We start from the raw sequence: 22811 nt of genomic DNA on the forward strand, positions 1-22811 counted from the left end.
GTACCTCAGTGCCAGGGTTCGGATACTGAGCGGAGGGTGGCCGCCGTCGCCACGGCGGCCGTCACCGCCTCGTGTCCCTTGTCCTCGTTGGAGCCCTCGAGGCCCGCACGGTCCAGGGCCTGCTCCTCGGTGTCACAGGTCAGCACGCCGAAGCCGATGGGGACGCCGGTGTCGATGGAGACCTGGGTGAGGCCCTGGGTGACGCCCTGGCACACGTACTCGAAGTGGGGTGTCCCGCCGCGGATGACGACGCCGAGCGCGACGATCGCGTCGTAGCCGCGGCCCGCCAGGACCTTGGCGACGACCGGCAGCTCGAAGCTCCCGGGGACCCGCAGCAGGGTCGGCTCGTCGATCCCCAGCTCGTGCAGGGCGCGCAGTGCGCCGTCGACGAGACCGTCCATCACCTTGTCGTGCCACTGTGCCGCGATGACCGCGACCCGCAGGTCGCCGCAGTTGCGTACGGACAGTTCAGGTGCACCCTTGCCGCTCACGTCTCTCCTCAAGTCCCGCTGTGCTGTATTGCCGATAGTGCTGTGTCTTGACGGTGCCACCGGTCGTGCGGTGTCACTGGCTCCCGCAGGCCGACACGGTGGTCGTGTCCAGCCAGGGCAGGTCGTGGCCCATCCGGTCCCGCTTGGTGCGCAGGTAGGTCAGATTGTGCTCGCCCGCCTGCACGGGCATGGGCTCCCGTCCGGAGACCCGCAGGCCGTACCGGACGAGCGCGTCGGTCTTGTCGGGGTTGTTGGTCATCAGGCGCAGGCTCCGGACCCCGAGGTCCTCCAGGATCTGCGCGCTCGCGCCGTAGTCCCGGGCGTCGGCGGGCAGGCCGAGTTCCAGGTTGGCGTCGAGGGTGTCGCGGCCGCGCTCCTGGAGCTCGTACGCGCGGAGTTTGGAGAGCAGGCCGATGCCGCGCCCCTCGTGGCCGCGCAGATAGACCACGATGCCGCGGCCCTCGGTCTGGATGCGTTCCATGGACGTCTGCAGCTGGGGGCCGCAGTCGCAGCGCTGCGAGTGGAACACGTCACCGGTGAGGCACTCGGAGTGCACGCGGACGAGGACGTCCTCGCCGTCGCCGATCTCGCCGTGGACGAGGGCGACGTGCTCGACGCCGTCGGCGGTGGAGCGGTAGCCGTACGCCGTGAACTCACCGAAGGCGGTGGGCAGATGGACCTCGGCCTCGCGGCGGACGGTGGGTCCGGCGAGCGGCGCTCCCTCCCCGGACGTCGTCGAGAGCTCGACGGACCGGCGGTAGGCGATCAGGTCCTCGATGGAGATGATCGTCAGGCCGTGCTTGCGGGCGAAGGGGATCAGCTCGGGCAGCCGGAGCATCCGGCCGTCCTCGCCCGCGATCTCGACGATCGCTCCGGCCGGGCGCAGGCCGGCCAGCCGGGCCAGGTCGACGGCGGCCTCGGTGTGGCCGTTGCGCGCCAGGACACCGCCGGGCCGGGCACGGAGCGGGAAGATGTGGCCCGGGCGCACGAAGTCGTCGGCCCCGGCCACGCCGTCCGCGAGGAGCCGCAGGGTGGTGGCGCGGTCGGACGCCGAGATGCCGGTGGTCACACCGTGCGCGGCGGACGCGTCCACCGACACCGTGAACGCCGTCTTCATCGACTCGGTGTTGTCGTCGACCATCTGCGGAAGGCGCAGCCGGTCGAGTTCGTCGCCCTCCATGGGGGCACAGATCAGCCCACGGCACTCGCTCATCATGAAGGCGACGATCTCGGGGGTCGCCTTCTCGGCGGCGACGACGAGGTCGCCCTCGTTCTCCCGGTCCTCGTCGTCGACGACCACGATGGGGCGGCCGGCCGCGATGTCGGCGATGGCCTGCTCGACGGGATCGAGCGCGAAGTCCGAGGCGTCTTGATCGTGCCCGGTGCTGTACCAAACCGGCGCCGTTGTCATGCCGGAGCTCCTTCCAGGACGGGCTGCCCGGCCTCGCGGGAGCGCAGCCACCAGTCGCGCAGTCCCCACAGGACGAGCGCGCCGTACAGGACGTAGACGAAACCGGAGAAGGCGTAGCCGTTGGCGAAGTTGAGGGGGACTCCCACCAGGTCGACCAGCAGCCAGGCGAACCAGAACTCGACCATGCCGCGGGCCTGCGCGTACATGGCGACGATCGTGCCGACGAAGATGTAGGCGTCCGGCCAGGGGTCCCAGGACAGCGTCGGGTACGCGTGGAACAGGGCGCCGACCGCGAGGGTGCCCACGGCCGCGGCGCCCACCATGTACGCGCGCTCGCGCCAGGTGGCGAACCGTACGGAGACGCGCCCGTCCTTGCCCTCGCCACGGTTCCACTGCCACCAGCCCCACAGGGCGACGGCCATGACCACGACCTGCTTGCCGGCGCTGCCGGTGAGGTGGCCGAAGAAGGCCGCGAAGAGGATGACGCCGGAAAGGAACTGGACCGGCCAGCTCCAGATGGAGCGCCGCCAGCCGAGCGCGAGGGCGATCAGGCCGATGACGTTGCCGATCATGTCCGACCACATGATGTGCTGGTCGAGGAGGACGAAGGCCTCGGAGTTGAGCCGGTTCACTGCCCGGCCTCCTGGACACCGGGCAGACCGGCGGGCCGCTCGCCGCGGGCGCCGAGCAGCCGCTCGACGTACTTGGCGATGACGTCGACCTCGAGGTTGACCGGGTTGCCGGGCTGCTTGTGGCCCAGTGTGGTCAGGTCGAGGGTGGTCGGGATGAGGCTCACGGTGAAGTAGTCGGGGCCGGCGTCGACGACGGTCAGGCTGATGCCGTCGACCGTGATGGAGCCCTTCTCGACCACATAGCGCGAGAGGTCGGCCGGGAGAGAGATCTTGACGATCTCCCAGTTGTCGGACGGCTTGCGCTCGATGACCGCGCCGGTGCCGTCGACGTGCCCCTGCACGATGTGGCCGCCGAGGCGCTCCCCCACGGCCATCGGGCGTTCCAGGTTGACGCGGGAGCCGACAGTGAGGGCGCCGAGGCTGGAGCGGTTCAGGGTTTCCGCCATGACGTCGGCGGTGAACTCGTCGCCTTCGTGCTCGACCACGGTGAGACAGACTCCGTTGACGGCGATGGAGTCGCCGTGCTGCGCGCCCTGCGTGACAACGGGGCCACGCAGGCGGAAACGCGAGGCGTCGTCGAGCATCTCGACGGCGGTGACCTCACCCAGCTCTTCGACGATTCCGGTGAACACTTCCCGGGTCCTCCTGCCTCATAGGGCACGGACTCCGGGGCCTGTCGATGACGACAGAATGAGCGGACCGCGGCATACAGGCAGCGAAGCCGAAAGGTCACTCGTCCCGCAGGACGAGGAGCAACAAACGGCAGCGCGCACACATGCCCGCCCGCCGCGCACTGCCTCCCATCCGGACTTTAACCGTCGGTCCAGGAATTTCACCTGGTCAACCGGCCGCTGGAAGCGGCCGGGTCGCGGACTGTAACCGCCGGTTCGGAATTACACCGACCCCGGAGTGCGCTGCTTCTGGTACACGGCCAGTGTGCCACGCCCGATCGACACCCATGCGGCCGCACCTCTGTGGGGTGGCTCACAGAGACTCGGCATGGACATTCGCGAGACGGCCTCTCAAGGCAACTCCCCTCGCGCCGCGCGGCCTTGGGCCGTACCACGCCGTCGCAATATTGGTCCATACCTATTGACGCTATGGTCTAGTCCTCTTAGTGTCCTCGATCAAGACTGCGTGATCGTTCATCGCCGGTCCCCCCACGATCGACCCGGCGGCGGTGACGAAGGCCCTTGCCCCGCCGCCGGGTCCCCCACCAAAGCCGCCCCGGCCGCCGGTACCCGTACGGTCCGCCGGACCCCGTCTCTGCGAGGCTGGAGGCGTGACGACGAGCCTCGCCGACGAGTTCGAGACGTATCGCCCGCGCCTGTTCGGGCTCGCCTACCGCATGCTCGGTTCGGCCGCCGACGCGGAGGACACGGTGCAGGACGCCTATCTCCGCTTCAGCGGCACCGACCGCGCGGAGGTCGAGCGGCCCGGCGCCTGGCTCGCCAAGGTCGTCACCAACCTCTGCCTGAACCGGCTGACCTCGGCCCGCGCACGACGCGAGCGGTATGTGGGGCCCTGGCTGCCCGAACCGCTCGTCACGGCGGACGGCGCCCTCGGCCCCCTGGAGTCGGCGGAGCAGCGCGACGCCGTGTCGCTCGCCCTGCTCGTCCTCCTGGAGCGGCTCACCCCGACCGAGCGGGCGGTCTACGTCCTGCGGGAGGCCTTCGCGTACAGCCACCGGGAGATCGCCGAGGTGCTGGAGCTGAGCGAGACCAACTGCCGTCAGCTGTACCGGCGGGCGGTGCGGCGGATCGCCGCGCCGGAGGCCCGCTTCGAGGCTCCCGCCGAGGAGCGGAACCGGCTCGTCGCCTCGTTCCTCTCCGCCGCCCGTGACGGTGATCTGGCCGGCCTGGAGCGGCTGTTCGCCGCGGAGGTCACCTGGTGGTCCGACGGCGGCGGCAAGGTCTCCGCGGCGCGGCGGCCCGTCGAGGGGCGCGAGAAGGTGCTGCGCTTCCTGGCCGGCGTCCTCGGCCGGGCGCTGGCGGACGGTGTCGAGCTGTCGGTGACCGAGGTCAACGGCAGCGCCGGGCTGATCGCCCGCGGGCCCGAGGACGCCGACGGGGTCGCCGCGGTCATCGGCGTCGCCGCGTTCGAGGCGCACGACGGGGTGTTCACGGAGGTGCGGGTCGTGCTGAACCCCGACAAACTGGAGTTCGTGGCGCGCCAGCTGGCTCGGGTCCGCCCCGAAGGCTCCGACCGGCTCCCCTCTTCCGGGTCCCGGCCTCGTGAGGTTCCGCCCCCGCCCGATCCTCGCGGGTAGACGGACGGGGTCACGCCCGCCGGCGCCGGGTGCGGTCGTCGTCCCGTGCGGGCCGTTGTCACATCCGCGCGGGCTGTCCGGTCTCAGCTGACGAGGGGCGTTCCACCCGGGAACGTCCGGCACTGAAAGGCTGAACAGCATGACCACCATCCTGGTGACCGGCGGAACCGGCACTCTCGGCCGGCTCGTCACCGAGCGGCTGCGGGCGGACGGCCACGAGGTGCGGGTGCTCAGCCGCCACGCGCAGCCGTACGCCGTCGATCTCCGCGAGGGCGGCAGCGGCCTGGACGCGGCCGTCGAGGGGGTGGACGCGATCGTGCACTGCGCGACCACACCGCGTGGAGGCGACGAACGGGCCGCCGCACAGGTCGTCGCGGCCGCGCGCCGGGCGGCCGTCCCGCACCTGATCTACATCTCGATCGTCGGCGTCGACACGGTGCCGATGGGCTACTACAAGACCAAGCTGGCCGTGGAGAAGCTGATCGAGGAGTCCGGGCTCGGCTGGACGATCCTGCGCACCACCCAGTTCCACGACCTCGTCGCCCAGTTTCTCGGCGGGCTCGCCAAGCTGCCGGTGCTGCTCCTCCCGGCCGGGGTCTCCGACCAGCCGGTCGAGACGGCCGAGGTCGCCGCGCGGCTGGCCGAACTGGCGGCCGGGCCGCCCGCGGGGAGGGTCACGGACATGGGCGGGCCCGAGGTGCGCTCGTTCCGCTCGCTGGCCGCCGCCCACCTCCGCGCCACCGGGAAGCGACGCCCACTGCTCGACGTGCGCCTGCCGGGCAAGACCTACCGGGCGTTCCGTGCGGGGCACCACCTCACACCGGGCCACGCCACGGGGAAGGGCACGTACGAGGACTTCCTGAAGGCCCGCTCCGGCAACGCACGCTGACGCGCCGGTGGTCTCGGGGGCCGCTGGAACCCGATCGGCCCGCGCACCACCCGGGGGTTCCCCGAGCCCCGGACTACCGCGAGGACGCCGGAGCGAACAGCTCGTCCTGCGCGCCGTCGCGGGCGGTCAGCAGGGCGCCGCGCAGCACCGCGCCGCCGCCCAGCGTGCTCGCGCGCACCTCGGTCGGGAGCGGCGACATGCGGGCGAGCCGCCGCTCGACCCGGGCGGCGAGCACGGCGCCGCCCGCCCGGCCGACCTCACCGCCGAGAACCACGCAGCCGGGGTCCAGCACGGCGGTGACGGAGGCCGCCCCGATGGCGAGGCGGTCGGCCAGGGCGTCGAGGAAGCCGGTGGCGCCCGGGCTGTCGGGGGCGGCCACCGCATGTCTCACCAGCGCCGCGGCGTGCGGCTCGTGGCCGTCCGGCTCCGCCGAGACGCCGTGCCGCGCCGCGAGCGCCGAGACCGCCGCGGCCCCGGCCAGCGAGTGGAAGCCGCCCTCGCAGTCGGTCGCCGAGGGGAGGGTCGCGGTGCCGGGCACGGGCAGGAAGCCGATCTCCCCGGTGCCTCCCGAGGCTCCGCGGCGCAGGGCACCGTCGAGGACGACGGCGGCGCCGGTACCGTGGCCGAGCCACAGCAGGACGAACGTGTCACGGTCGCGGGCGACGCCGTCGCGCTGCTCGGCAAGGGCGGCGAGGTTGGTCTCGTTCTCGACGAGGACGCGGGCCTCGGGCAGCCGTTCCTGGAGGGCGGCGACCAGACGCCGGTGCCACGCGGGCAGGCCCGAGGAGTCGCGCAGTTCGCCGGTGGCGGGGTCGATCAGACCGGGCGCGCCGATGCCGACGGTGTGCAGCCTGCCCCACCCCCGGACGAGGTCGCGCGGGGGCGCCGCCCCCAGGGCCCCCGCCTCCTTCGCCACCCGCTCGACCAGCGCGACCGCCTGCTCCACCGCCGTTCCGGTCCCGGTGTCGCCGCCGATCGGCACGGAGGCCTCGGCCAGGACCTCACCGACCAGGTCGGAGACGACCACGGAGACTCCCTCCGTACGGACGTCCAGCGCCGCCAGGTGGGCGCGATCCGCGACGATCCCGTAGACCCGGGCGTTCGGGCCGCGCCGCTGCTCCCCCGATTCCCCGACGACCGTGATGAGGCCGGAGGCCGTGAGGCGCTCGACGAGGTCGGCGACCGTCGGCCGGGAGAGTCCGGTGAGCTGCTTCAGCCGCCCTGCCGTCAAAGGGCCTTCCTGCTGCAACAGCCGCAGGGCCAGCCGGTCGTTGATGGCCCGGGCGGTGCTCGGGGATGCGGGCATGCCGGGAATCCTCCCAGATCGGCGGGGCCGTCCGGAGGGCGGGCGGCCGATAGTTCCCTATCTATCAGGCAGGGTTCCTGATAGTTTACGGCCGCGGAACGTGGAACCATCACCCGGGGAGGGGCCGGAGCATGAGTGAAGTGGTCTACGACCAGCGCGAGGTGAGGCGCGCCCGGTACGCCGTGGCGGCGGTGTTCGCCGTACACGGAGCCGTCACCGGCTCGTTCGCGACCCGGGTGCCGTGGATCCAGGACCATGCGTCGGTCAGCGCGGGGCAACTGGGGTTCGCCCTCGCGTTCACCGCTCTCGGCGCGTCCTGCTCGATGCCGCTGGCCGGCCGGATCACCCACCGCTTCGGGAGCCGTACGGCACTGCGCGGGCTCATGGCCCTGTGGACGCTGGCCCTGATCCTCCCGTCCCTGGCTCCGAACCTGCTCACCCTCTGCCTCGCCATGTTCGTCTACGGCGCCACGGCGGGCATGGCGGACGTCGCCATGAACGCGCTGGGTGTCGAGGTCGAGAACCGGCTCGACAAGTCGATCATGTCCGGGCTGCACGGCATGTGGAGCGCCGGCGCCCTGATCGGCGCCGCGGCCGGCACGCTCGCCGCCCATCTGGGCTCGGACGCGCGCCTGCACCACGCCCTGGCGGCGGTGATCCTCACGCTCCTGGGTCTTGCCGCCTGCCGCTGGGTGCTCGATCTGCAGCCCACCGAGGACGAGGAGCCGCCACCACGGTTCGCGCTGCCGCCCCGGTCGGCGCTGCTCATCGGCGCCGTCGGCTTCTGCGCGGTCTTCGCGGAGGGCGCGAGCCTGGACTGGTCGGCGGTGTATCTGCGCGACCAGCTGGACAGTTCGGCGGGTCTCGCCGCGGCGTCGACCACCGGTTTCATGCTGACCATGGCGGTGGCCCGACTGGTGGGCGACACGGTGGTGAACCGATTCGGCGCCGTGCGCACCGTGCGGGCAGGCGGCGTGCTGGCCGTGATCGGCGGGCTGCTGATCGTCGTGGCGGAGCATCCGGCGGTGGCGATGGGCGGCTTCGCGCTGCTCGGCCTCGGTATCGCGGTCGTCGTCCCGCTCTGCTTCGCGGCGGCCGGGCGCAGCGGCCCCAACCCCAGTCAGGCGATCGCGGGCGTCGCGACCATCACGTACACCTCGGGGCTGATCGCGCCGAGCCTGATCGGGTCGGTGGCGCAGGCGACGAGTCTGGTCGTGTCGTTCGGGCTGGTCACGATCCTCGCGTTCGGGCTCACCGTGCTCGCGGGTGTGCTGCGCGCCGGGGACCGCGACCGCCCGAAGGTCAGCCCTCCGAGCGCAGCAGTTCCCGGCCCAAGGTCCTGAAGCGGTCGCTCCACGGCGTCGGACGCAGCGTCCCGGGGTCGAGCCGGACGAGGACGCGGGTGCCCTGCGCGTAGGTCACCGCGCCGTCGAGCGAGCAGAAGCGGAAGCCGTACGTCAGTCCGGTGTTCCCGAGCCGTTCCAGCCAGAGGTGGACGGCGTACGCGCCGGGGCGGCTGACCGGGGCCTCGTACGTGATGCGCAGTTCCTTGACGGCGTTGCAGAAGTCGCCCGCCGCCTCCCAGTCGCCCTCGAAGCTCAAGCCGCGCTCGTACCAGAGCGCGGCCCAGGCGCGCTCGACCATGACCGGGTAGCGGGCGTTGTGCAGCAGTCCCAGCGCGTCGAGGTCGTCGAAGTGGACGGTGACGGGCAGGAGCCGTCCGTACGGGAGGGCGGGGGCGACGGGTGCTTCGGCGGTCACGGGCGGGACTCCTGGGCGGGTGCGGATCGGACAGGCGTGGCTGAAACGACACCCCCCATCCTAAGCAACCGCTCAGGAACTCCGTCCGGGCGGGATCAGCCGGTGATCGAGTCGAGCTGTTCGGCGGCCGGCCGCAGGTCCCACAGATCGCCGCCGGGCGGCGCTTCGAGCTTCGGCACGGCGGCCCGTGCGGCCCGGTCCCCGGCGTCGGCCGCCGCGTGCACCACATCGCTCGCCGCGAACCGGTGGAACTCCAGCTCGGGACGGGTCCACGGCTCGGCGCCGGTCGCCGCGGGCAGCAGGTAGTCGACCGCCTTGAACAGGCTCTGGCCGTCCGGCCCACGGTAGGACCAGAGGTCCACGCCGACGTGCCGGCCGATGGCCGCGAGCCGGGTGTAGGCGACCAGGTCGAAGGTCGAGTAGTGCCAGCTGCGGGTGCGGGCCAGTTCCTGGGGCTGGCTGCCGTCGGCCGCGATCTGCGGGTCGATGCGCAGGGCACGCGCGGCGAGCACGGTCCTCCGGGCGAGGGCCTTGTCGCCGGTCGCGTACGCAAGTGCGGCGAGCTGCATGTCGTGGAAGGTGCCGTGATTGTTCTGGGCGGCGCCCTCCTCCTTGCCGAAGGCGCTGTCCGTCAGCCAGTCGCGGAAGCCCGTGTTCCAGTCGAGCATCGCGGCCCGGTCGTGCCGGGACCAGCCGGGGGCGCCGGTGTCCAGGAGGGCGATCGCGTCGAGGACGCTCGTGTAGGACTGCGAGAAGTCGATGATGCCGATGGCCCGGCCGTCGTACTTGCACGGGATGAACTGGCCGTGGTCCAGGTTCGGGTTCATCCGCGTCGCCGGGTCCAGGAACCAGGTGCGCAGAACCTGGGCGGCCTTCTCGGCGTACTGCTTCCTGCCGGTGTAGTACCAGGCGAGCGCGAGGTCGTACGTCGAGTCGAAGACCTTCTCGACGTCCTGGCGGTCGGTGCCGGTGTCCACCTCGGGGTTGCGCTGCCCGTCACGCTGGACGTAGGGGCAGCCCCAGGGGTTGTCGGCGGTGGCGGGCCGCGAGGGCCACCAGTAGGGGGCCTGGCTGAGGTAGTCGTGAGAGTCGCCGCCGGGGGCGGGTCTCGGCTTGTCGACGACCGTCCAGGGGCCCTGGTCCATCCAGTTGTCGGCGCGGGCCGTCAAGTCCCGCAGCGGTCGGGCGAGTCGGCGGTCGCCGTGGTCCAGCCGGACCCGGGTCCGCTGGAGCCGTCCGCCGTCGAGGACCACGGTCCTGGGGATGCCCGGCACCGCGTGAGCGGGCGCCGCGGGGGCGACGACGGCCGCGGTACGAGCGGACGCCGCGGGAACGACGACGGACACCAGCGCGACGGCCGCCGCGACCGCGCCCAGTCGGGATCGTGCACTCACAGAACACTCCGATCAGACATATGAACGACGTTCATGAGTAAGGACCGTGTGAGCGTAGGGCGGCTGGTCGACCCTGACAATGGTCCGGACCGATTCACGTACAGAGAAAGCGAATCCTCACCATGGACCTCGGCGTGCGCTGGAAACTGCACGGCGACGGGCGGACCCCCGCCCCGGGAGCGGTCGTCCGCCCCGACGAACGCCTCTCCTGGCCCCGGACGTTCGGGCTCGGCGCCCAGCATGTGGTGGCCATGTTCGGGGCGTCCTTCGTGGCACCCGTCCTGATGGGACTCGACCCGAACCTCGCGATCATGATGTCCGGCGTGGCGACGGTCATCTTCCTGCTCGCCACCCGCGGCCGGGTGCCCAGCTACCTGGGCTGTTCGCTCTCCTTCGTGGGCGTCGCCGCCGTGATCCGCGCGCAGGGCGGCACCAGCGCGACGGTGACGGGCGCGTGCTTCGTGGTCGGGGTCGCGCTGTTCCTGGCGGGTCTCGCCGTGCAGCGGTTCGGGGCGAGGATCATCCACGCCGCGATGCCGCCGATCGTGACCGGCGCGGTCGTCATGCTGATCGGCTTCAACCTGGCGCCGGTGACCGCGTCCACCTACTGGCCGCAGGACCAGTGGACGGCGCTCCTCACGATGCTCGTCACCGGAGCGGCCGTGGTGTGTCTGCGCGGCTTCTGGTCACGCATCGCGATCTTCCTCGGGCTTCTCTTCGGCTACGTCATCTCCTGGGCCTTCGACCGGATCTTCGGCCGGATCCGCTCGGTGGACGCGAGCGGCAAGGTGACCGATCACTGGCGCCTGGACCTCTCCGGTGTCGGCCAAGCCGACTGGATCGGGCTGCCGTCCTTCCACGGACCCTCGTTCCAGTGGTCGGCGATCCTCGTCGCGCTGCCGGTCGTGATCGCGCTGGTCGCCGAGAACGCCGGTCACGTCAAGGCGGTCGGCGAGATGACCGGCGACTCGCTGGACGACAGGCTCGGCACCGCGATCTCCGCCGACGGCGCCGCCTCGATGCTCTCCACGGCGGTCGGCGGCCCGCCCAACACCACCTACTCCGAGAACATCGGCGTGATGGCCGCGACCCGGGTCTACTCCACGGCCGCCTACTGGGCCGCCGCCTGCTTCGCCCTGCTCTTCGGCCTGTGCCCCAAGTTCGGCGCGGTGGTCGCGGCGATCCCGGGCGGTGTCCTCGGCGGCATCACCGTCATCCTGTACGGCATGATCGGGCTGCTCGGCGCCCAGATCTGGCTCAACGCCCGGGTGGACCTGCGCAATCCGCTGAACCTGGTGCCGGCCGCCGCGGGCATCATCATCGGCATCGGCGGCGTCACCCTGAAGTTCACCGACAACTTCTCGCTGAACGGCATCGCGCTGGGCACCATCGTCGTGATCACCGGCTACCACGCGCTGCGGGCGATGGCCCCGGCCCACCTCAAGCGGCAGGAGCCCCTGCTCGACGCGGGGACGTCGACGTACGACGAGCCCGGGGATCAGCGCGCCAGCTCATAGGCGTACTCGGCCGAGAAGGCCCCCGGCGTGCCCCGGCAGCCGTCCGACTCACCCGGCAGCTTCACCCACAGATAGGCGTCGATCCCGGCCTCCGCGGTGTTCAAGGTCGGGGCCCGGCCGATCCTGCGCCCCGCCGGATCGCACCACTCGCCGTCGGGAGGGGCGCCGTTGCCGTTGCGGCTGGTGTCGATCACGGCGCCGAGGTGCGCGGGCCCTCCGAGCGCGGACAGCACCCGCCGGGCGTAGGCGATCTCGTCGCTCGTCCGGTGGAAGTTGGACACATTGGTGAAGATGCCGTCCGAGGAGGCGGCCGAGGCCGCGCCCGCCCGGCCGAGCAGCGCGGCCTGTTCGGCGGCCGGGTTCCAGTCGGAGTGACCGGCGTCGAAGTAGACCCTGGCCCTGGGGTTCGCCGCCTTCAGGACGCGGCCGGCGCGGGCCAGGGAGGCGAAGCGGTCGGCCCGTTCACCCTCGCCGAGGCAGTCGGACTGGGCGATCGAGTCGGGCTCCAGGACGACGACGACCTCGCCCGAGCCGAGCCCGGCCGCGAAGCCGTCGATCCAGCCGTCGTACGCGGCGAGGTCGGGCGCCCCGCCGTCCGAGGCGCCGCCGCAGTCGCGCTGCGGGATGGCGTACGGCACGACGACGGGCACCCGGCCCTGCGCGGCGGCGGCCGACGTCACGGCCCTGACCCGCCCGGTGATGGTGGACGGCGTGAAGTCCGCGAACCACACCGCGGCCGGGCGGTCGGCGATCCGGGACGCGATGACCGCACGCCGGGCGTCGCCGGGGTGGGCGTCGACCCAGTCACGGACCTGGGAGTCCGTGTGGCGGTAGAGAAGGCCGGGGGCGGCCACGGTCCGCGGCTTCTTCCTGGCCGGCGAGGGCTCGGGAGCCGGCCCGGAGGAGGCAGGCCTCGACGGGGAAGGCGCCGGCGAGGTGCGCGAGGGCAACGGCACACCCGGCAGCGGGCCGAGGCTCGGCGCACGGGTCACCAGCGGTCTCGCTTCCTCCGACGGGCGCCCGCCGTCGAGCGCGGACACCATCCCCGTCACGGTACCGACCGCCACGACGACCGAGGCGACGGCGACCATCGCGGCGCGCCCGGCGGACCGCCTGCGCTCGGCCCTGCGCTCGGCCGACCGATGGGCACGTAAGCCTGACACGTACTGCTCCCCCACTCCCGCCCCGGCCGCGTTCCCCCGTTCTGGGGAAGCCTCCGGCCCGGCGGCACTCCGGCCACCCTAGGACTGGGACGCTGCCCTCATGGCGCAGTCGGCACAGTTCACCACTCCCGTAGACGCGGTCGTCTCCCGTATGCGCACCCTGGACGCGGAGCTCCCCGAGCGGGACGGTCTCGCGGTCTTCAACCGCGTCTACCTCACCGTCACCGAGGAGTTCGACCGGCACCTGGACACGGGGGTCTTCCCGGACCGCCGGGCCGCGATCACGCTGGACGTGCGGTTCGCGGAGCGCTATCTGGCGGTCGCCGAAGAAGGCCGCGCACCGGCCTGCTGGCGGCCGGTGCTGCAGTTCCGCCGCCATCCGGGGGTACGTCCGCTGCAGTTCGCGCTCGCGGGCATCAACGCGCACATCGGGCACGATCTGGCGCTCGCCCTGGTGGACACCTGTCGTACGCTCGACTGCGAACCGGCTGACCTGGAGGACGAGTTCGACCGCGTGGGCGATCTCCTCGTCTCGCTGGAGGAACACATCCGCGAAGATCTGATGCCGGGCCCCGACCTGCTCCAGATCGCCGATCCGCTCACCCATCTGCTCGGCTCATGGAGCCTCGAGCGTGCGCGTCAGGCCACCTGGGCGGCGGCGCGGGCGCTGTGGGCCCTGCGCGGACTCCCGGACCTGGCCGAGGAGTTCGCCGAACGCCTCGACGCCGCGGTGGGCCTGGCAGGCCGGATGCTGCTCACTCCGCTGCCGACCTGATCCGGCCACGCGGCGCGGTCCTCGCCGGAACTCGGTTCGGATCACTGTACGTTGAACGATCGGCACACCCTGATGCGAAGGAGCACCCAGGTATGGCGACGCGACTCGGCCTCACCCTCCCCCAGATGAAGCAGTACGACCTCGGACGGGACGTGCCCGACGTGGCACGCGCCGCGGAGGCGATCGGGTACGACAGCCTGTGGGTCTTCGAGCGGGCGCTGTTCCCGGATCCCCCGACGCAGGGGCTGTACGGCATCGAGGGACTGGCCTGGCCGGACGGGTACCGCGGCGTCGCCGACCCCCTGGTCACCCTGACCCTCGCGGCCGCGGTCACCGAGCGCGCGGCGCTCGGCACCAGCGTCCTCGTCGCCCCGCTGCACGGCCCCTTCCAGCTCGCCAAGGCCCTCGCCTCGCTCGACGCGGCGAGCGGCGGCCGGGTCGTCGCGGGCCTCGGCACGGGCTGGTCCCTCGACGAGTACGCGGCGGCCTCCGCCCGGCCCTTCGAGGAGCGCGGCCAGGTCCTCGACGAGGTGATCGCGGTGTGCCGCGCGGTGTGGGGCCCCGACCCGGTGGTCTACGACGGCACGCTCACCAAGATCGCGTCGGCCGTGGTCGGCCCCAAGCCCGCCCGGCCGATCCCGATCCTGCTGGCCGCCAACACCGGAAAGGCACGGCGCCGGCTCGTCGACCACGCCGACGGATGGATGCCGATCGGCATGGGGGTCGAGCAACTGGCGGCGCAGTGGCGTCAGTTGCAGGATCTGGCCGCCGAGCGGGGCCGCACCGAGCCGCTGCGCACGGTGCTGCGGACCAACCCGCGGTACACGGCGAAGGGGTACGAGGGCGCGGACCGCCAGCCCTTCCAGGGCGGTGTCGAGCAGATCGTGGCCGACCTGGTGGCCCACGCCGAGGTCGGCCTCGACGAGATCTTCCTCGACCTCCAGAGCTCGGTGCGGGACGCCCAGGAACTGAAGGACGTGGCCGCCGAGGTGTACGAGGCGGCGCGGGCCGCCGGGGTCTGACCCGCCGCGCCTCGCCTCGGCTCGCCTCGAGGAGGACTCAGTCCTCGGGGAGTTCCACCGGCGCGATCTCGTCGTAGACGTCGCCGGGCCCGGGGTTGGTCGGGTCGGTCGTCCCGCCGAGCTGGTGCATGACGCCCCAGACCGCGTTCAGCGCGGTCTGGACGGCACCCTCGGCCCAGCCGGCCGTCCAGGAGATGTCGTCGCCGGCGAGGAAGATGCCCCGCTTGTCCTCTGGCAGCGCTTCCTGCATGAAGTGCGTGAACAGGCGGCGCTGGTAGCGGTAGTGGCCCGGCAGGTTGGCCTTGAACGCGCCCATGAAGTAGGGCTCGTTCTCCCAGGACACGGTCACCGGGTTGCCGATGATGTGCTTCCTGATGTCGACCTTCGGGTAGATCTCGCCGAGCGACTTCAGCATGACCTCCATCCGCTCGCTCGCGGACAGCGGCAGCCACTTCAGGCTGTCGTCGCACCACGTGTACGAGAGGCAGATGACGGCGGGCTTGTCCGGGCCGTCGTCGAGGAGGTAGGTCCCGCGCGTCATCCGGTCGGTGAGCGTCATCGACATGACGTCACGGCCGGTCTCCTCGTCCTTGTCCAGCCAGAACGGCCGGTCGACGGGGACGAAGAGCTTCGAACTCTCCATGTAGTGGGTGCGCTCGATCGCCGTCCAGTGGTCGATCGGGAAGAGCGAGTCGTCGCAGGCGACCTTGGAGAGCAGCATCCAGGACTGGGCGGTGAAGATCGCCGCCTTGTACGTACGGATGTCGCCGTTCGCGTCCGTCACCGTGATGCCGTTGCCCGCGGTGCGGTTCAGCCGGGTCACGGCCGGACGCGGGGTGCCGTCGTGCAGCGTCGACAGCGAGGTGCCGTACGCCCAGTGGACGATCTTCTCCGGCTCGCGCTCCCACAGGCGCATCGGGAGCTGCTGGGAGCCGCCGACGATGCCGCGGTGGTGGTCGTCCGCCTCGGTGTAGACGACGCGCAGGATCTCCAGGATGGAGTTCGGGAAGTCGGTGTCCCAGCCGCCGGTGCCGAACCCGACCTGGCCGAAGATCTCGCGGTGCCGGAAGGACTTGAAGGACTCCGACTCGCAGAGGAAGCCGTAGAAGGTCTGGTTGTCGAGCTTCTCGACGAGCTTCGACCAGATCTCCCGGATGCGCGGCACATCGCGCTCCCGCATGGCCTGGTTCATGTCGGAGAAGTCGGCGCCGTCCTCGAGACAGGCGTTCCAGGCGTTCATCACGTCGCGGTAGACCTGCGGCAGGTCGTCGACGGAGGTCGCGTAGTGCGACTCGCCCTTGAGGTCCACGACCGTCGACGGCGTGGACTCGGCGAGGGGGTTGGGGAACGGCCGGGTCTCGAGACCCACCAGGTCGATGTAGTGCTGGAGGGCGGTGGAGGACGGCGGGAAGCGCATCGCGCCCATCTCGGCGGTGAGCGAGGGGTCACAGCCCTCGAAACCGACCGTGCGCAGCCGGCCGCCGATCTCGTCGGCCTCGTACACGACGGGCTTGAGGCCCATCTTCATCAGCTCGTACGCGGCCACGATGCCGGACAGTCCGCCGCCGATGACCGCGACTTCGGTGCCGAGCTCGGTCGCGGGTATCTGCCCGAGGCCCGCGGGGTGCGCGAGGAAATCGTCGTAGGCGTAGGGGAAGTCCGGGCCGAACATGGTGATCGGCGGCTGCTGCACGTCGGCGTGCTGGACGGCGTTGGGCACGGTGGACGTCATGGGGTACGGACTCCTTGCGCGAATGCTGGTGAGGGGGAGGCTTGTTCGACCGGGCGGGATGTCAGACGAGGGACCCGTAGAGACCGGGGCGGCGGTCCTTCAGATACGGGTTCGCCTCGCGCGAGGCCGCGAGACGGACGGGGTCGGCGTCCGCCAGGACCAGTTCCTCGCCGCGGCCGGCCCGGGTACGGGCGACTCCGTCGGGCCCGGCCAGCGTGGACAGCCCGACGAACTCGAACTCCCCTTCCGGACCGGTGCGGTTGACGTAGGCGATGTACATCTGGTTCTCGAAGGCGCGCACCGGGACGACGGACTCGGCGACGAACTGGAACGGGTGCATCTGCGCGGTCGGCACGAGCAGCAGGTCGGTACCGGCGAGGGCGTGCGCGCGGACGTTCTCCGGGAACTCGACGTCGTAGCAGATCATGAGGCCGACCCGGAGGCCGTTCAGTTCGGCCTGCACGACAGGCTGGTCGCCGGGCGTGAAGTGGTCGTGCTCGAAGCAGCCGAAGAGGTGGGTCTTGCGGTAGTTCGCGAGCCGGGTGCCGTCGGCGGAGATCAGCTGCGCCGAGTTGAAGACCCGCGCCCCTCCGTCGGCCGGGGAGCCCTCGCCCTCCTGACGTCCGGCTTCGCGCTCGGGGTAGCCGTAGGCGACGGCCACGCCGTGCCGGGTGGCGATCTCGGCGATCGCGTCGGCGGACTCGCCGTCGGCGGGCTCGGCGAGGCGCGCGATGTCGTCACCGATGGCGTAGCCGGTCAGGAACATCTCCGAGGTCACGATCAGACCGGCTCCCGCTGCGGCGGCACGGCCCGCGGCCTCGTCGAGCACCTTGAGGTTCTCGACGATCGAGCCGGGGCGGCCGGAGCTCTGGAGCAGGGCTGTGCGCATGCGTGTTCTCCACCGGTGCGGAAGGTGATTCGGGGGGCCAGATAGACGGTACGGTCGGCCGGCTCGGGGGGACAAGAAGGACCCGTTGCGCGCCACCGAACGATTCATTGCGTGCGCCCGGCCTCCGGCGGCGATTCGTTGCGCACCCCCTCACGCATCCCGGTCGCGGCCCCGATTCCCGGGGAGACGCAGGTCACAGGCGGGTTTCCCGCACCAGGACGGGGGCACGGAGACGCCTCGTGGCAGCGGCGCCTCAGGCCCGGGTCCGGCCCTCCGGGCGCTCACAGCTCGCGCAGCCGCTCCACGATCTCGCGCAGCAGCTCCGGGTCGGCCACCGGACCGCCGTCCGGCGAACGGCGCGGCTCGTCGATGCGCACCAGACCGGCCTCCGCCAGGTCGCCGAGGAGCACGCGGACGACGGTCAGCGGCAGGTCGACATCCGCGGCGAGCTCGACGACCGGCCGGGGGCCGAGGCGCGCCAGGTCGAGCAGGGCGGCCGCCGCATGATCGACACCGGGCAGCCCGGTGCCCGCCTCCAGGGCCGTGACCTGCGACATCAGATCGATGACCTGCCCGTCCGAGGGCCGGGTCCGGCCGCCGGTGACGGTGTAGGGCCGCACCATCGGCCCGGTCTCGTCCTCGTACCAGTGGTCGTCGGTCACGGGCGGATCAGGGGCCCGCGGGGTCGGCCGCCGAACGTACGGCGGCGGCCATGTGGCGGCCGACGCGGCGGACGAGCAGTTCCATCTCGTGGGCGAGCTGTCCGACGTCCGTCTGCACCTCGCTGAGCACGGCCAGCCTGCTTCCGTCGCCCGCCGGGGTGATGAAGAGGTAGGCGTCGTCGAGCATCACCATGGTCTGGCGCACCCCGCCCGCGGCGAAGCGTTCACCGACCGAACGGGCGAGGCTGTGGAAGCCGGCACAGACTGCGGCGAGGTGCTCGATGTCCCGTCGGCGCATGCCGTCCGAGCAGCTCAGCGGGAGGCCGTCGGCGGTGAGGAGCACGGCCTGGCGGACGTGGTCGGTTCTGGCCACGAGATCGTCGAGCAGCCACCCGAGATCGGTACCGGGCCGGCCTGTGTCACCCCCGGACCCGGAGGCGCCGTCCGCCGGCTCCGGGGTCCGGGCGTCGGGGACACGGGCCTCGAGGGTCCGGGCAGAGTGCTCTGGGAGCTGGTCAGGGCGCATCGTCGGCGTCCGTCCCTTCCTCGGTGTCGGTTCGCTGCGCGGGGCCGGACTGCCTGTCGCCCGGCTGCGTGGGCAGACCCTTGCGGCCGCGGTCGAGGCCGCGCTGGAAGGATCCGAAGACCGCGCGCATCTCCTCGGGAGTGACCTCGCGCTCCGGCGTCTCGTCGGCCATCGGTCCCGCGGTACGCAGCTCGGGGGCGAGGGCCTTCTGGCGGACCCGGGTGGGCAGCACGGGTGCGCCCGGGACCGGGGCTTCCCGCGGTACAGGGTCGAGCTCCTGCTCGCGCCGCGCCGTCCGCCGCTCCGCGAGGACCACGGTGCCCGTCCGCGAGGGCAGCGCCCGCGGGTCCGGGTCCGTCCCCGTCGCCGGGCGCGCGGGTTCCACCGGCGCGAGAACCGCCTCCGGCAGCAGCACCACCGCCGTCGTGCCGCCGTACGGCGAACGGCACAGGGTGACCGTGATGCCGTGCCGTGCGGCGAGCCGCCCCACCACATACAGCCCGAGCCGGTCGTGCCGGGTCGGGTCGAAGTCGTCCGGCGTGGTGATGGTGCGGTGGGCCTCCTCGATCTGTTCGGGCGCCAGACCGAGGCCCCGGTCGTCGATCTCCAGGACGAACCCGCTCCCGGCCCGCCCGGTACGCAGGGTGACCTGGGTGTGGGGCGGTGAGAACACCGTGGCGTTCTCGACGAGTTCGGCGATCAGATGGACGACGTCGGCGACGGCGTCCGCCGTGATGCCCACATCCGGCATCGGGGGGACCACGACCCGCGCGTACTGCTCGATCTCGCTCACCGCGGAGGAAACCACCTCGCCGACGGGCACCGGCCGCCGCCAACGGCGGCCCGGGGCCGAGCCGGAGAGGATGATCAGACTCTCCGCGTGGCGCCGCATGCGTGTGGTCAGGTGATCGATCCGGAACAGGTCGTCCAGGACGTCCGGGTCGTCGGTGCGCCGCTCCAGCGTGTCGACCAGCTTGAGCTGGCGGTGCACGAGCGCCTGGTTGCGGCGGGCGATGTTCAGGAGCACCGCGAACAGCCCGCGGCGCAGGGTGGCCTGTTTGACGGCGGCCTCGACGGCCGCGAGCCGGGCGGTGTTGAAGGACCGGCCGACCTGGCCGATCTCGTCGGCCACCGCCTCCGCGTCGACCAGGGGCGGCGCCTCGGCCGCGGCGTCGATCTCCTCACCGGCGCTCAACCGCTCCATGACGTGCGGGAGCTGACGGTTGGTCAGAAGGTCGGCAGCGTCCCGCAGCGACTCGAGGCGGCGCGAGATGCGCCGTGCGCCGCGCACCGCGAACCAGAGGGAGAGCCCCACGGCGGCCAGTCCCAGCACACCGACGATCGCGGCCTTGGCCATCTCGCGGTAGGCGAACGCCCGCCCGCGCTCGGCGGAGTTGATCGCGGACCGGGTGCACAGCCGCATGTACTGCTTGACGGCACGGTCCGTGGTGGTGCGCCAGGTACCGGCCGCGACGGCCTCGCCCGCGCCCTCCGCACCCGCCCGCAGCAGGGCGTCCTCGCCCCGGGTCAGTTCCCGGTGGAGGTCCCCGCGCTGGAACTCCTCGAAGAGGCCGCGCGAGTCGGCCGGCAGGTCGGGCACATAGGTCCGCTCGAAGACCCGGCGGTCCTCGATCGTCGCGGTGAGGGTGTCGTACTGGCGGTCGGTGAGCGTTCCGGCGGCCCGTGCCCCGGCGACGAGCGCGTCCTCACGGGAGACGAACTCCCGCACCCGCACCAGCTCGACGACGACCTGTGCCTCGCGTGCCAGTTGTCCCGCCTGGAGCGCGGTGAGCGCGGACTGGGCGTCGAAACCCGGTTCCACCAGGGCGCTGTATTCGGCCACGGCCCGGTCCCAGGTGACGTCGTGGGACAGCACCCGGCCGCGCAGCCCCTCCAGCCCGTCGACGGAGTCGAGCACGGCGTCGAGCACCTGCCGCTGACCACCGGAGAGCCGGCCGCGGTCCCCGTCCCGGATCGCCGTGCGCATCGCGGTCACCGCGCGGTCGGTGCGCCGCTCCTGCGCCAGCAGGTCGAGGGCCGCCGTCGTCCCGCGCCCCCCGCCCAAGTAGGCGGCGGCGAGCCGCCGTTCGATCTGGATCTGGCCGATCGCCGTGTCGACGGGCGTGCCGAAGGCGTTGTACACGCCCTCCAGGCGGACGAGCGCCCGCAGTTCGCCGGTGACGGACACCATGGCGAAGCTCCACAGCGTCATGAGGGCGACTACCGGAGCGAGTGCCAGGGCCACGATCCGCGTACGGACCGTGGTCGGACGGCCGAAGGGCCAGCGCATGGACTCCCCAGGACGACAGGACGAATCGGGTGGCCGGGTGACGTGTGGTAACCCATCGGTGTTACTCGCGGGTAGCGAGTCGGCTCAAACTAGTGGATGACATACCCGGACCGCAATGGCCGGGACTGACTCACCGTTCAATGCCCACGGCAGGTGGCCCGGCCTGCCCCTTTCGGTCTCCGCGAGGCACCTCGAAGACGGTGACGACCGCCGCGTGGTCCGAGGGCCAGTCGTTGTCCGCGACGTCGGGCCAGGCGCGCGGGGTGCCGCTGACGAGGGTGCGGGAGTCGAGGACCGTCAGGCCCCGGTGCAGGACGAAGTCGATCCGGTCCTGCGGTTCCGGGCGGCCGCTGCCGTCCTCGTGCTCGGTGTGGACGGGCGACCAGGTGTGCCCGGGGTCCCGCAGCGGGTCGGGACGGGCCTCGCGATAGGAGTCGCGCAGGCCCGCGGCCTCGGCGGCCTTCGTCACCGGCCAGGCGACGTCCGGCCAGTCCAGGTGCGAGGGCGCGTTGAAGTCCCCGACCAGGACGACCGGAACGGACCCGTCGGCGGAGTCGGCGACCCGCCGCAGGATCTCCCTCATCCGGCCGAGCCGCCCGTCCTCGTGCGCGATCAGTCCGGCCGCCGGAAGTCCGTCGAAGCGTGCCTCGTACGGGCCGTACGGCGCGCAGTCGAGGTGGACGCTCCAGACGTCGACCAGCCGGCCGCCGTCCAGTCCGATCCGGACACCGGTCCCCCCGTAGAAACCGACGTCCGGGTCGCCCAGCCGCTCGACGATCGGGTAGCGGCTGATGACGCCGAGGTTGTCGCCCGCCCGGTGGTGGTGCCAGCCGAGAGCCTCGGCGAGTTCCTCCGCCGCGTTCCCGTACGTCTCCTGGAGGCCGACCACGTCCGCGCCCGTCCGGGCGATGATCTCGAGCTGCTTCTCGCGGTACCCGTCGACCTTGGTGCCGCCGTACCAGAGGTTCCAGCTCATCACCCGCAGTTCACCCGGGGCGACCATCGCGCGCAGCCGGGCCGGGGACACCTCCTCCAGGCTGCCGAGCACGGTACGGCCGGCCGCGGGGGCGATCGGGGCCAGCGAGGGCACCGCGAGGACGACGCAGCCGGCCGACTCGGCGGAGGTGACGCCGGTCTGGGTGTCCTCGACGGCGACGCAGGCGGCGGGGTCGACGCCGAGAGCGCGGCAGGCCGCGAGGTAGGGGTCGGGTGCGGGCTTGGTGCGCTCGGTGTCGTCGGCGGTGACGGACACGGCGAAGCGCTCGGCGCCGAGCGCCTCCAGGACGGTGTCGGCGACCGCGCGCGGCGACGCGGTCACCAGCGCGGTGGGCACGCCCTCACGGGCGAGCGCGTCGAGCAGTTCCGTCGCTCCGGGGCGGGGCACGATGCCCGTGCGGACACGGTCCGCGAACTGCTGGTGCAGCTCGGCGGCGACCGCCTCCGCCGACGCGCCGGTGACTCCGGCCAGCCAGCCCGCGGTGTGCTCGACGGGCCGTCCGAGCACGTGCGGCTGGTCGGCCCCCGTCAGCACGCGCCCGAGCCCGTCGGCCACCTGCTCCACCGCCTCCCACCACAGCCGCTCGGTGTCCACGAGCGTCCCGTCCATGTCGAACAGGACGGCCTGGAGGGGAAGTCGGGAGGTGGTGCGGTGGGTCACGGGGTTCTCTTTCCTCGGTGTGGGAATCGGGTGGGGGCTCGGACGGGAGGCCGGCGGCCGGTGTCCGAGGCCGAGCGGGGCCCCTCCGCCTCGCTCGGCGGGGGGCGACCTTCGGCGACCGTCCCGGCCCCGCCCCGCACGGCACGGCACGGCGCGGCACCGGAAGCGCGGCCCGACGCCCTGCCGGGTACGTCGGCCGACGCGGTGCCGGATTCCCGGCCTGCTTCGGTACCGGATGCGGGACCGATTCGGTACCGGCTGCGGGACCGGTCCGAAACCGGATGCGGGACCGGTTCGGAACCGCTCGGGCTCGGACCGGTTCGGAGCCGTGCGGGCTCGGACCGGTGGGACCGTGCGGGCTCGGACCGGTGAGACCGGGCGGGCTCGGACCGGTGAGACCGGGCGGGCTCGGGCCGGTGAGACCG

The 22811-nt window shown here is 72.3% G+C and carries 20 protein-coding genes and 1 riboswitch; of the genes, 6 read left to right on the forward strand and 14 right to left on the reverse strand.

The features are described from left to right. Positions 1-5 precede the first annotated feature (5 nt). The 4 genes from ribH to OG788_RS10085 all read right to left on the reverse strand — a co-directional run bounded on the left by ribH (position 6) and on the right by OG788_RS10085 (position 3166). Complete coding sequence (gene ribH / locus OG788_RS10070) at positions 6-491, reverse strand: 6,7-dimethyl-8-ribityllumazine synthase (protein ID WP_266756416.1); 486 nt, start codon at positions 489-491, stop codon at positions 6-8. A 73-nt stretch (positions 492-564) separates the two neighbouring features. Then, on the reverse strand, positions 565-1902 hold the full coding sequence (locus OG788_RS10075; RefSeq protein WP_406370253.1) for a bifunctional 3,4-dihydroxy-2-butanone-4-phosphate synthase/GTP cyclohydrolase II: 1338 nt from the start codon (positions 1900-1902) through the stop codon (positions 565-567). After that, the gene (locus OG788_RS10080; protein WP_406370255.1) at positions 1899-2534 is read right to left on the reverse strand and encodes a nicotinamide riboside transporter PnuC; all 636 of its coding nucleotides are present in this window, start codon (positions 2532-2534) and stop codon (positions 1899-1901) included. Before OG788_RS10080 ends, OG788_RS10075 begins: the two co-directional genes overlap by 4 nt. Next, entirely contained in the window at positions 2531-3166 is a 636-nt protein-coding gene (locus tag OG788_RS10085) for a riboflavin synthase (RefSeq protein ID WP_406370257.1), read from the reverse strand. Before OG788_RS10085 ends, OG788_RS10080 begins: the two co-directional genes overlap by 4 nt. Before the next feature lie 154 nt (positions 3167-3320). Further along, a riboswitch (FMN riboswitch) is annotated at positions 3321-3451 on the reverse strand. 365 nt (positions 3452-3816) lie between these two features. Here OG788_RS10085 and OG788_RS10090 point away from each other — a divergent pair. Together OG788_RS10090 and OG788_RS10095 are read left to right on the forward strand one after the other, a co-directional pair. After that, a complete protein-coding gene (locus OG788_RS10090; RefSeq protein WP_406370259.1) occupies positions 3817-4803 on the forward strand; it encodes an RNA polymerase sigma-70 factor in 987 nt (328 codons plus the stop codon). A gap of 139 nt (positions 4804-4942) precedes the next feature. After that, on the forward strand, positions 4943-5692 hold the full coding sequence (locus OG788_RS10095; protein WP_406370261.1) for an NAD(P)H-binding protein: 750 nt from the start codon (positions 4943-4945) through the stop codon (positions 5690-5692). Positions 5693-5765: 73 nt separating this feature from the next. On the opposite strand, the gene OG788_RS10100 is transcribed toward OG788_RS10095, so the two are convergent. Beyond that, positions 5766-6998 (reverse strand): ROK family transcriptional regulator, encoded by a 1233-nt coding sequence (locus OG788_RS10100; RefSeq protein ID WP_406370263.1) that lies wholly within the window; start codon positions 6996-6998, stop codon positions 5766-5768. Between the two features lie 131 nt (positions 6999-7129). On the opposite strand from OG788_RS10100, the gene OG788_RS10105 reads away from it, so the two are divergent. After that, positions 7130-8341 carry an MFS transporter gene (locus OG788_RS10105; RefSeq protein WP_406370265.1) on the forward strand — a complete coding sequence of 404 codons (1212 nt, stop codon included), beginning with the start codon at positions 7130-7132 and terminating at the stop codon, positions 8339-8341. On the opposite strand, the gene OG788_RS10110 is transcribed toward OG788_RS10105, so the two are convergent. Both OG788_RS10110 and OG788_RS10115 read right to left on the reverse strand, forming a co-directional pair. Further along, positions 8301-8759, reverse strand: a complete 459-nt coding sequence (locus OG788_RS10110; RefSeq protein WP_406370267.1) for an acyl-CoA thioesterase — start codon at positions 8757-8759, stop codon at positions 8301-8303. The two genes, OG788_RS10105 and OG788_RS10110, sit on opposite strands and share 41 nt — an antisense overlap. A 95-nt stretch (positions 8760-8854) precedes the next feature. Next, positions 8855-10153 carry an alginate lyase family protein gene (locus OG788_RS10115; RefSeq protein WP_406370269.1) on the reverse strand — a complete coding sequence of 433 codons (1299 nt, stop codon included), beginning with the start codon at positions 10151-10153 and terminating at the stop codon, positions 8855-8857. A gap of 122 nt (positions 10154-10275) precedes the next feature. Here OG788_RS10115 and OG788_RS10120 point away from each other — a divergent pair, with 122 nt between their 5' ends. After that, entirely contained in the window at positions 10276-11670 is a 1395-nt protein-coding gene (locus OG788_RS10120; protein ID WP_406370270.1) for a uracil-xanthine permease family protein, read from the forward strand. On the opposite strand, the gene OG788_RS10125 is transcribed toward OG788_RS10120, so the two are convergent. Further along, positions 11652-12761 carry a glycoside hydrolase family 6 protein gene (locus OG788_RS10125; protein ID WP_406376717.1) on the reverse strand — a complete coding sequence of 370 codons (1110 nt, stop codon included), beginning with the start codon at positions 12759-12761 and terminating at the stop codon, positions 11652-11654. The two genes, OG788_RS10120 and OG788_RS10125, sit on opposite strands and share 19 nt — an antisense overlap. A 172-nt stretch (positions 12762-12933) precedes the next feature. Between OG788_RS10125 and OG788_RS10130 the strand changes: the two genes are divergently transcribed. Both OG788_RS10130 and OG788_RS10135 read left to right on the forward strand, forming a co-directional pair. Next, the gene (locus OG788_RS10130; RefSeq protein ID WP_351539252.1) at positions 12934-13608 is read left to right on the forward strand and encodes a DUF5995 family protein; all 675 of its coding nucleotides are present in this window, start codon (positions 12934-12936) and stop codon (positions 13606-13608) included. Positions 13609-13700: 92 nt separating this feature from the next. Beyond that, positions 13701-14630: an LLM class F420-dependent oxidoreductase gene (locus OG788_RS10135; protein ID WP_406370273.1), complete on the forward strand. Its 930-nt coding sequence runs from the start codon at positions 13701-13703 to the stop codon at positions 14628-14630. Between the two features lie 37 nt (positions 14631-14667). Here OG788_RS10135 and OG788_RS10140 read toward each other — a convergent pair whose 3' ends face one another. The 6 genes from OG788_RS10140 to OG788_RS10165 form a co-directional block, all read right to left on the reverse strand. Next, positions 14668-16362: an NAD(P)/FAD-dependent oxidoreductase gene (locus OG788_RS10140; RefSeq protein WP_351539246.1), complete on the reverse strand. Its 1695-nt coding sequence runs from the start codon at positions 16360-16362 to the stop codon at positions 14668-14670. Between the two features lie 61 nt (positions 16363-16423). After that, positions 16424-17251, reverse strand: coding sequence for a carbon-nitrogen hydrolase family protein (locus OG788_RS10145; protein ID WP_351539243.1), 828 nt, complete (start codon positions 17249-17251; stop codon positions 16424-16426). Positions 17252-17532: 281 nt separating this feature from the next. Next, on the reverse strand, positions 17533-17913 hold the full coding sequence (locus OG788_RS10150; protein ID WP_351539241.1) for a DUF742 domain-containing protein: 381 nt from the start codon (positions 17911-17913) through the stop codon (positions 17533-17535). A gap of 7 nt (positions 17914-17920) precedes the next feature. Further along, positions 17921-18439 (reverse strand): roadblock/LC7 domain-containing protein, encoded by a 519-nt coding sequence (locus OG788_RS10155; protein ID WP_406370276.1) that lies wholly within the window; start codon positions 18437-18439, stop codon positions 17921-17923. Further along, on the reverse strand, positions 18429-20729 hold the full coding sequence (locus OG788_RS10160; RefSeq protein ID WP_406370278.1) for a nitrate- and nitrite sensing domain-containing protein: 2301 nt from the start codon (positions 20727-20729) through the stop codon (positions 18429-18431). Before OG788_RS10160 ends, OG788_RS10155 begins: the two co-directional genes overlap by 11 nt. Positions 20730-20859: 130 nt before the next feature. Beyond that, positions 20860-22386 carry an HAD-IA family hydrolase gene (locus OG788_RS10165; protein WP_406370280.1) on the reverse strand — a complete coding sequence of 509 codons (1527 nt, stop codon included), beginning with the start codon at positions 22384-22386 and terminating at the stop codon, positions 20860-20862. Positions 22387-22811: the final 425 nt, after the last annotated feature.

Origin of the sequence: Streptomyces sp. NBC_00647, assembly GCF_045207245.1 — a bacterium.
In the GTDB taxonomy this organism is placed as follows: domain Bacteria; phylum Actinomycetota; class Actinomycetes; order Streptomycetales; family Streptomycetaceae; genus Streptomyces.

Excerpts from the sequence above, each read along its gene's own strand:
- OG788_RS10075 (WP_406370253.1), bottom strand. The coding sequence starts at position 1,902 with ATGACAACGGCGCCGGTTTGGTACAGCACCGGGCACGATCAAGACGCC.
- OG788_RS10095 (WP_406370261.1), top strand. The coding sequence starts at position 4,943 with ATGACCACCATCCTGGTGACCGGCGGAACCGGCACTCTCGGCCGGCTC.
- OG788_RS10100 (WP_406370263.1), bottom strand. The coding sequence starts at position 6,998 with ATGCCCGCATCCCCGAGCACCGCCCGGGCCATCAACGACCGGCTGGCC.
- OG788_RS10105 (WP_406370265.1), top strand. The coding sequence starts at position 7,130 with ATGAGTGAAGTGGTCTACGACCAGCGCGAGGTGAGGCGCGCCCGGTAC.
- OG788_RS10120 (WP_406370270.1), top strand. The coding sequence starts at position 10,276 with ATGGACCTCGGCGTGCGCTGGAAACTGCACGGCGACGGGCGGACCCCC.
- OG788_RS10125 (WP_406376717.1), bottom strand. The coding sequence starts at position 12,761 with ATGGTCGCCGTCGCCTCGGTCGTCGTGGCGGTCGGTACCGTGACGGGG.
- OG788_RS10130 (WP_351539252.1), top strand. The coding sequence starts at position 12,934 with ATGGCGCAGTCGGCACAGTTCACCACTCCCGTAGACGCGGTCGTCTCC.
- OG788_RS10135 (WP_406370273.1), top strand. The coding sequence starts at position 13,701 with ATGGCGACGCGACTCGGCCTCACCCTCCCCCAGATGAAGCAGTACGAC.
- OG788_RS10140 (WP_351539246.1), bottom strand. The coding sequence starts at position 16,362 with ATGACGTCCACCGTGCCCAACGCCGTCCAGCACGCCGACGTGCAGCAG.
- OG788_RS10145 (WP_351539243.1), bottom strand. The coding sequence starts at position 17,251 with ATGCGCACAGCCCTGCTCCAGAGCTCCGGCCGCCCCGGCTCGATCGTC.
- OG788_RS10155 (WP_406370276.1), bottom strand. The coding sequence starts at position 18,439 with ATGCGCCCTGACCAGCTCCCAGAGCACTCTGCCCGGACCCTCGAGGCC.
- OG788_RS10160 (WP_406370278.1), bottom strand. The coding sequence starts at position 20,729 with ATGCGCTGGCCCTTCGGCCGTCCGACCACGGTCCGTACGCGGATCGTG.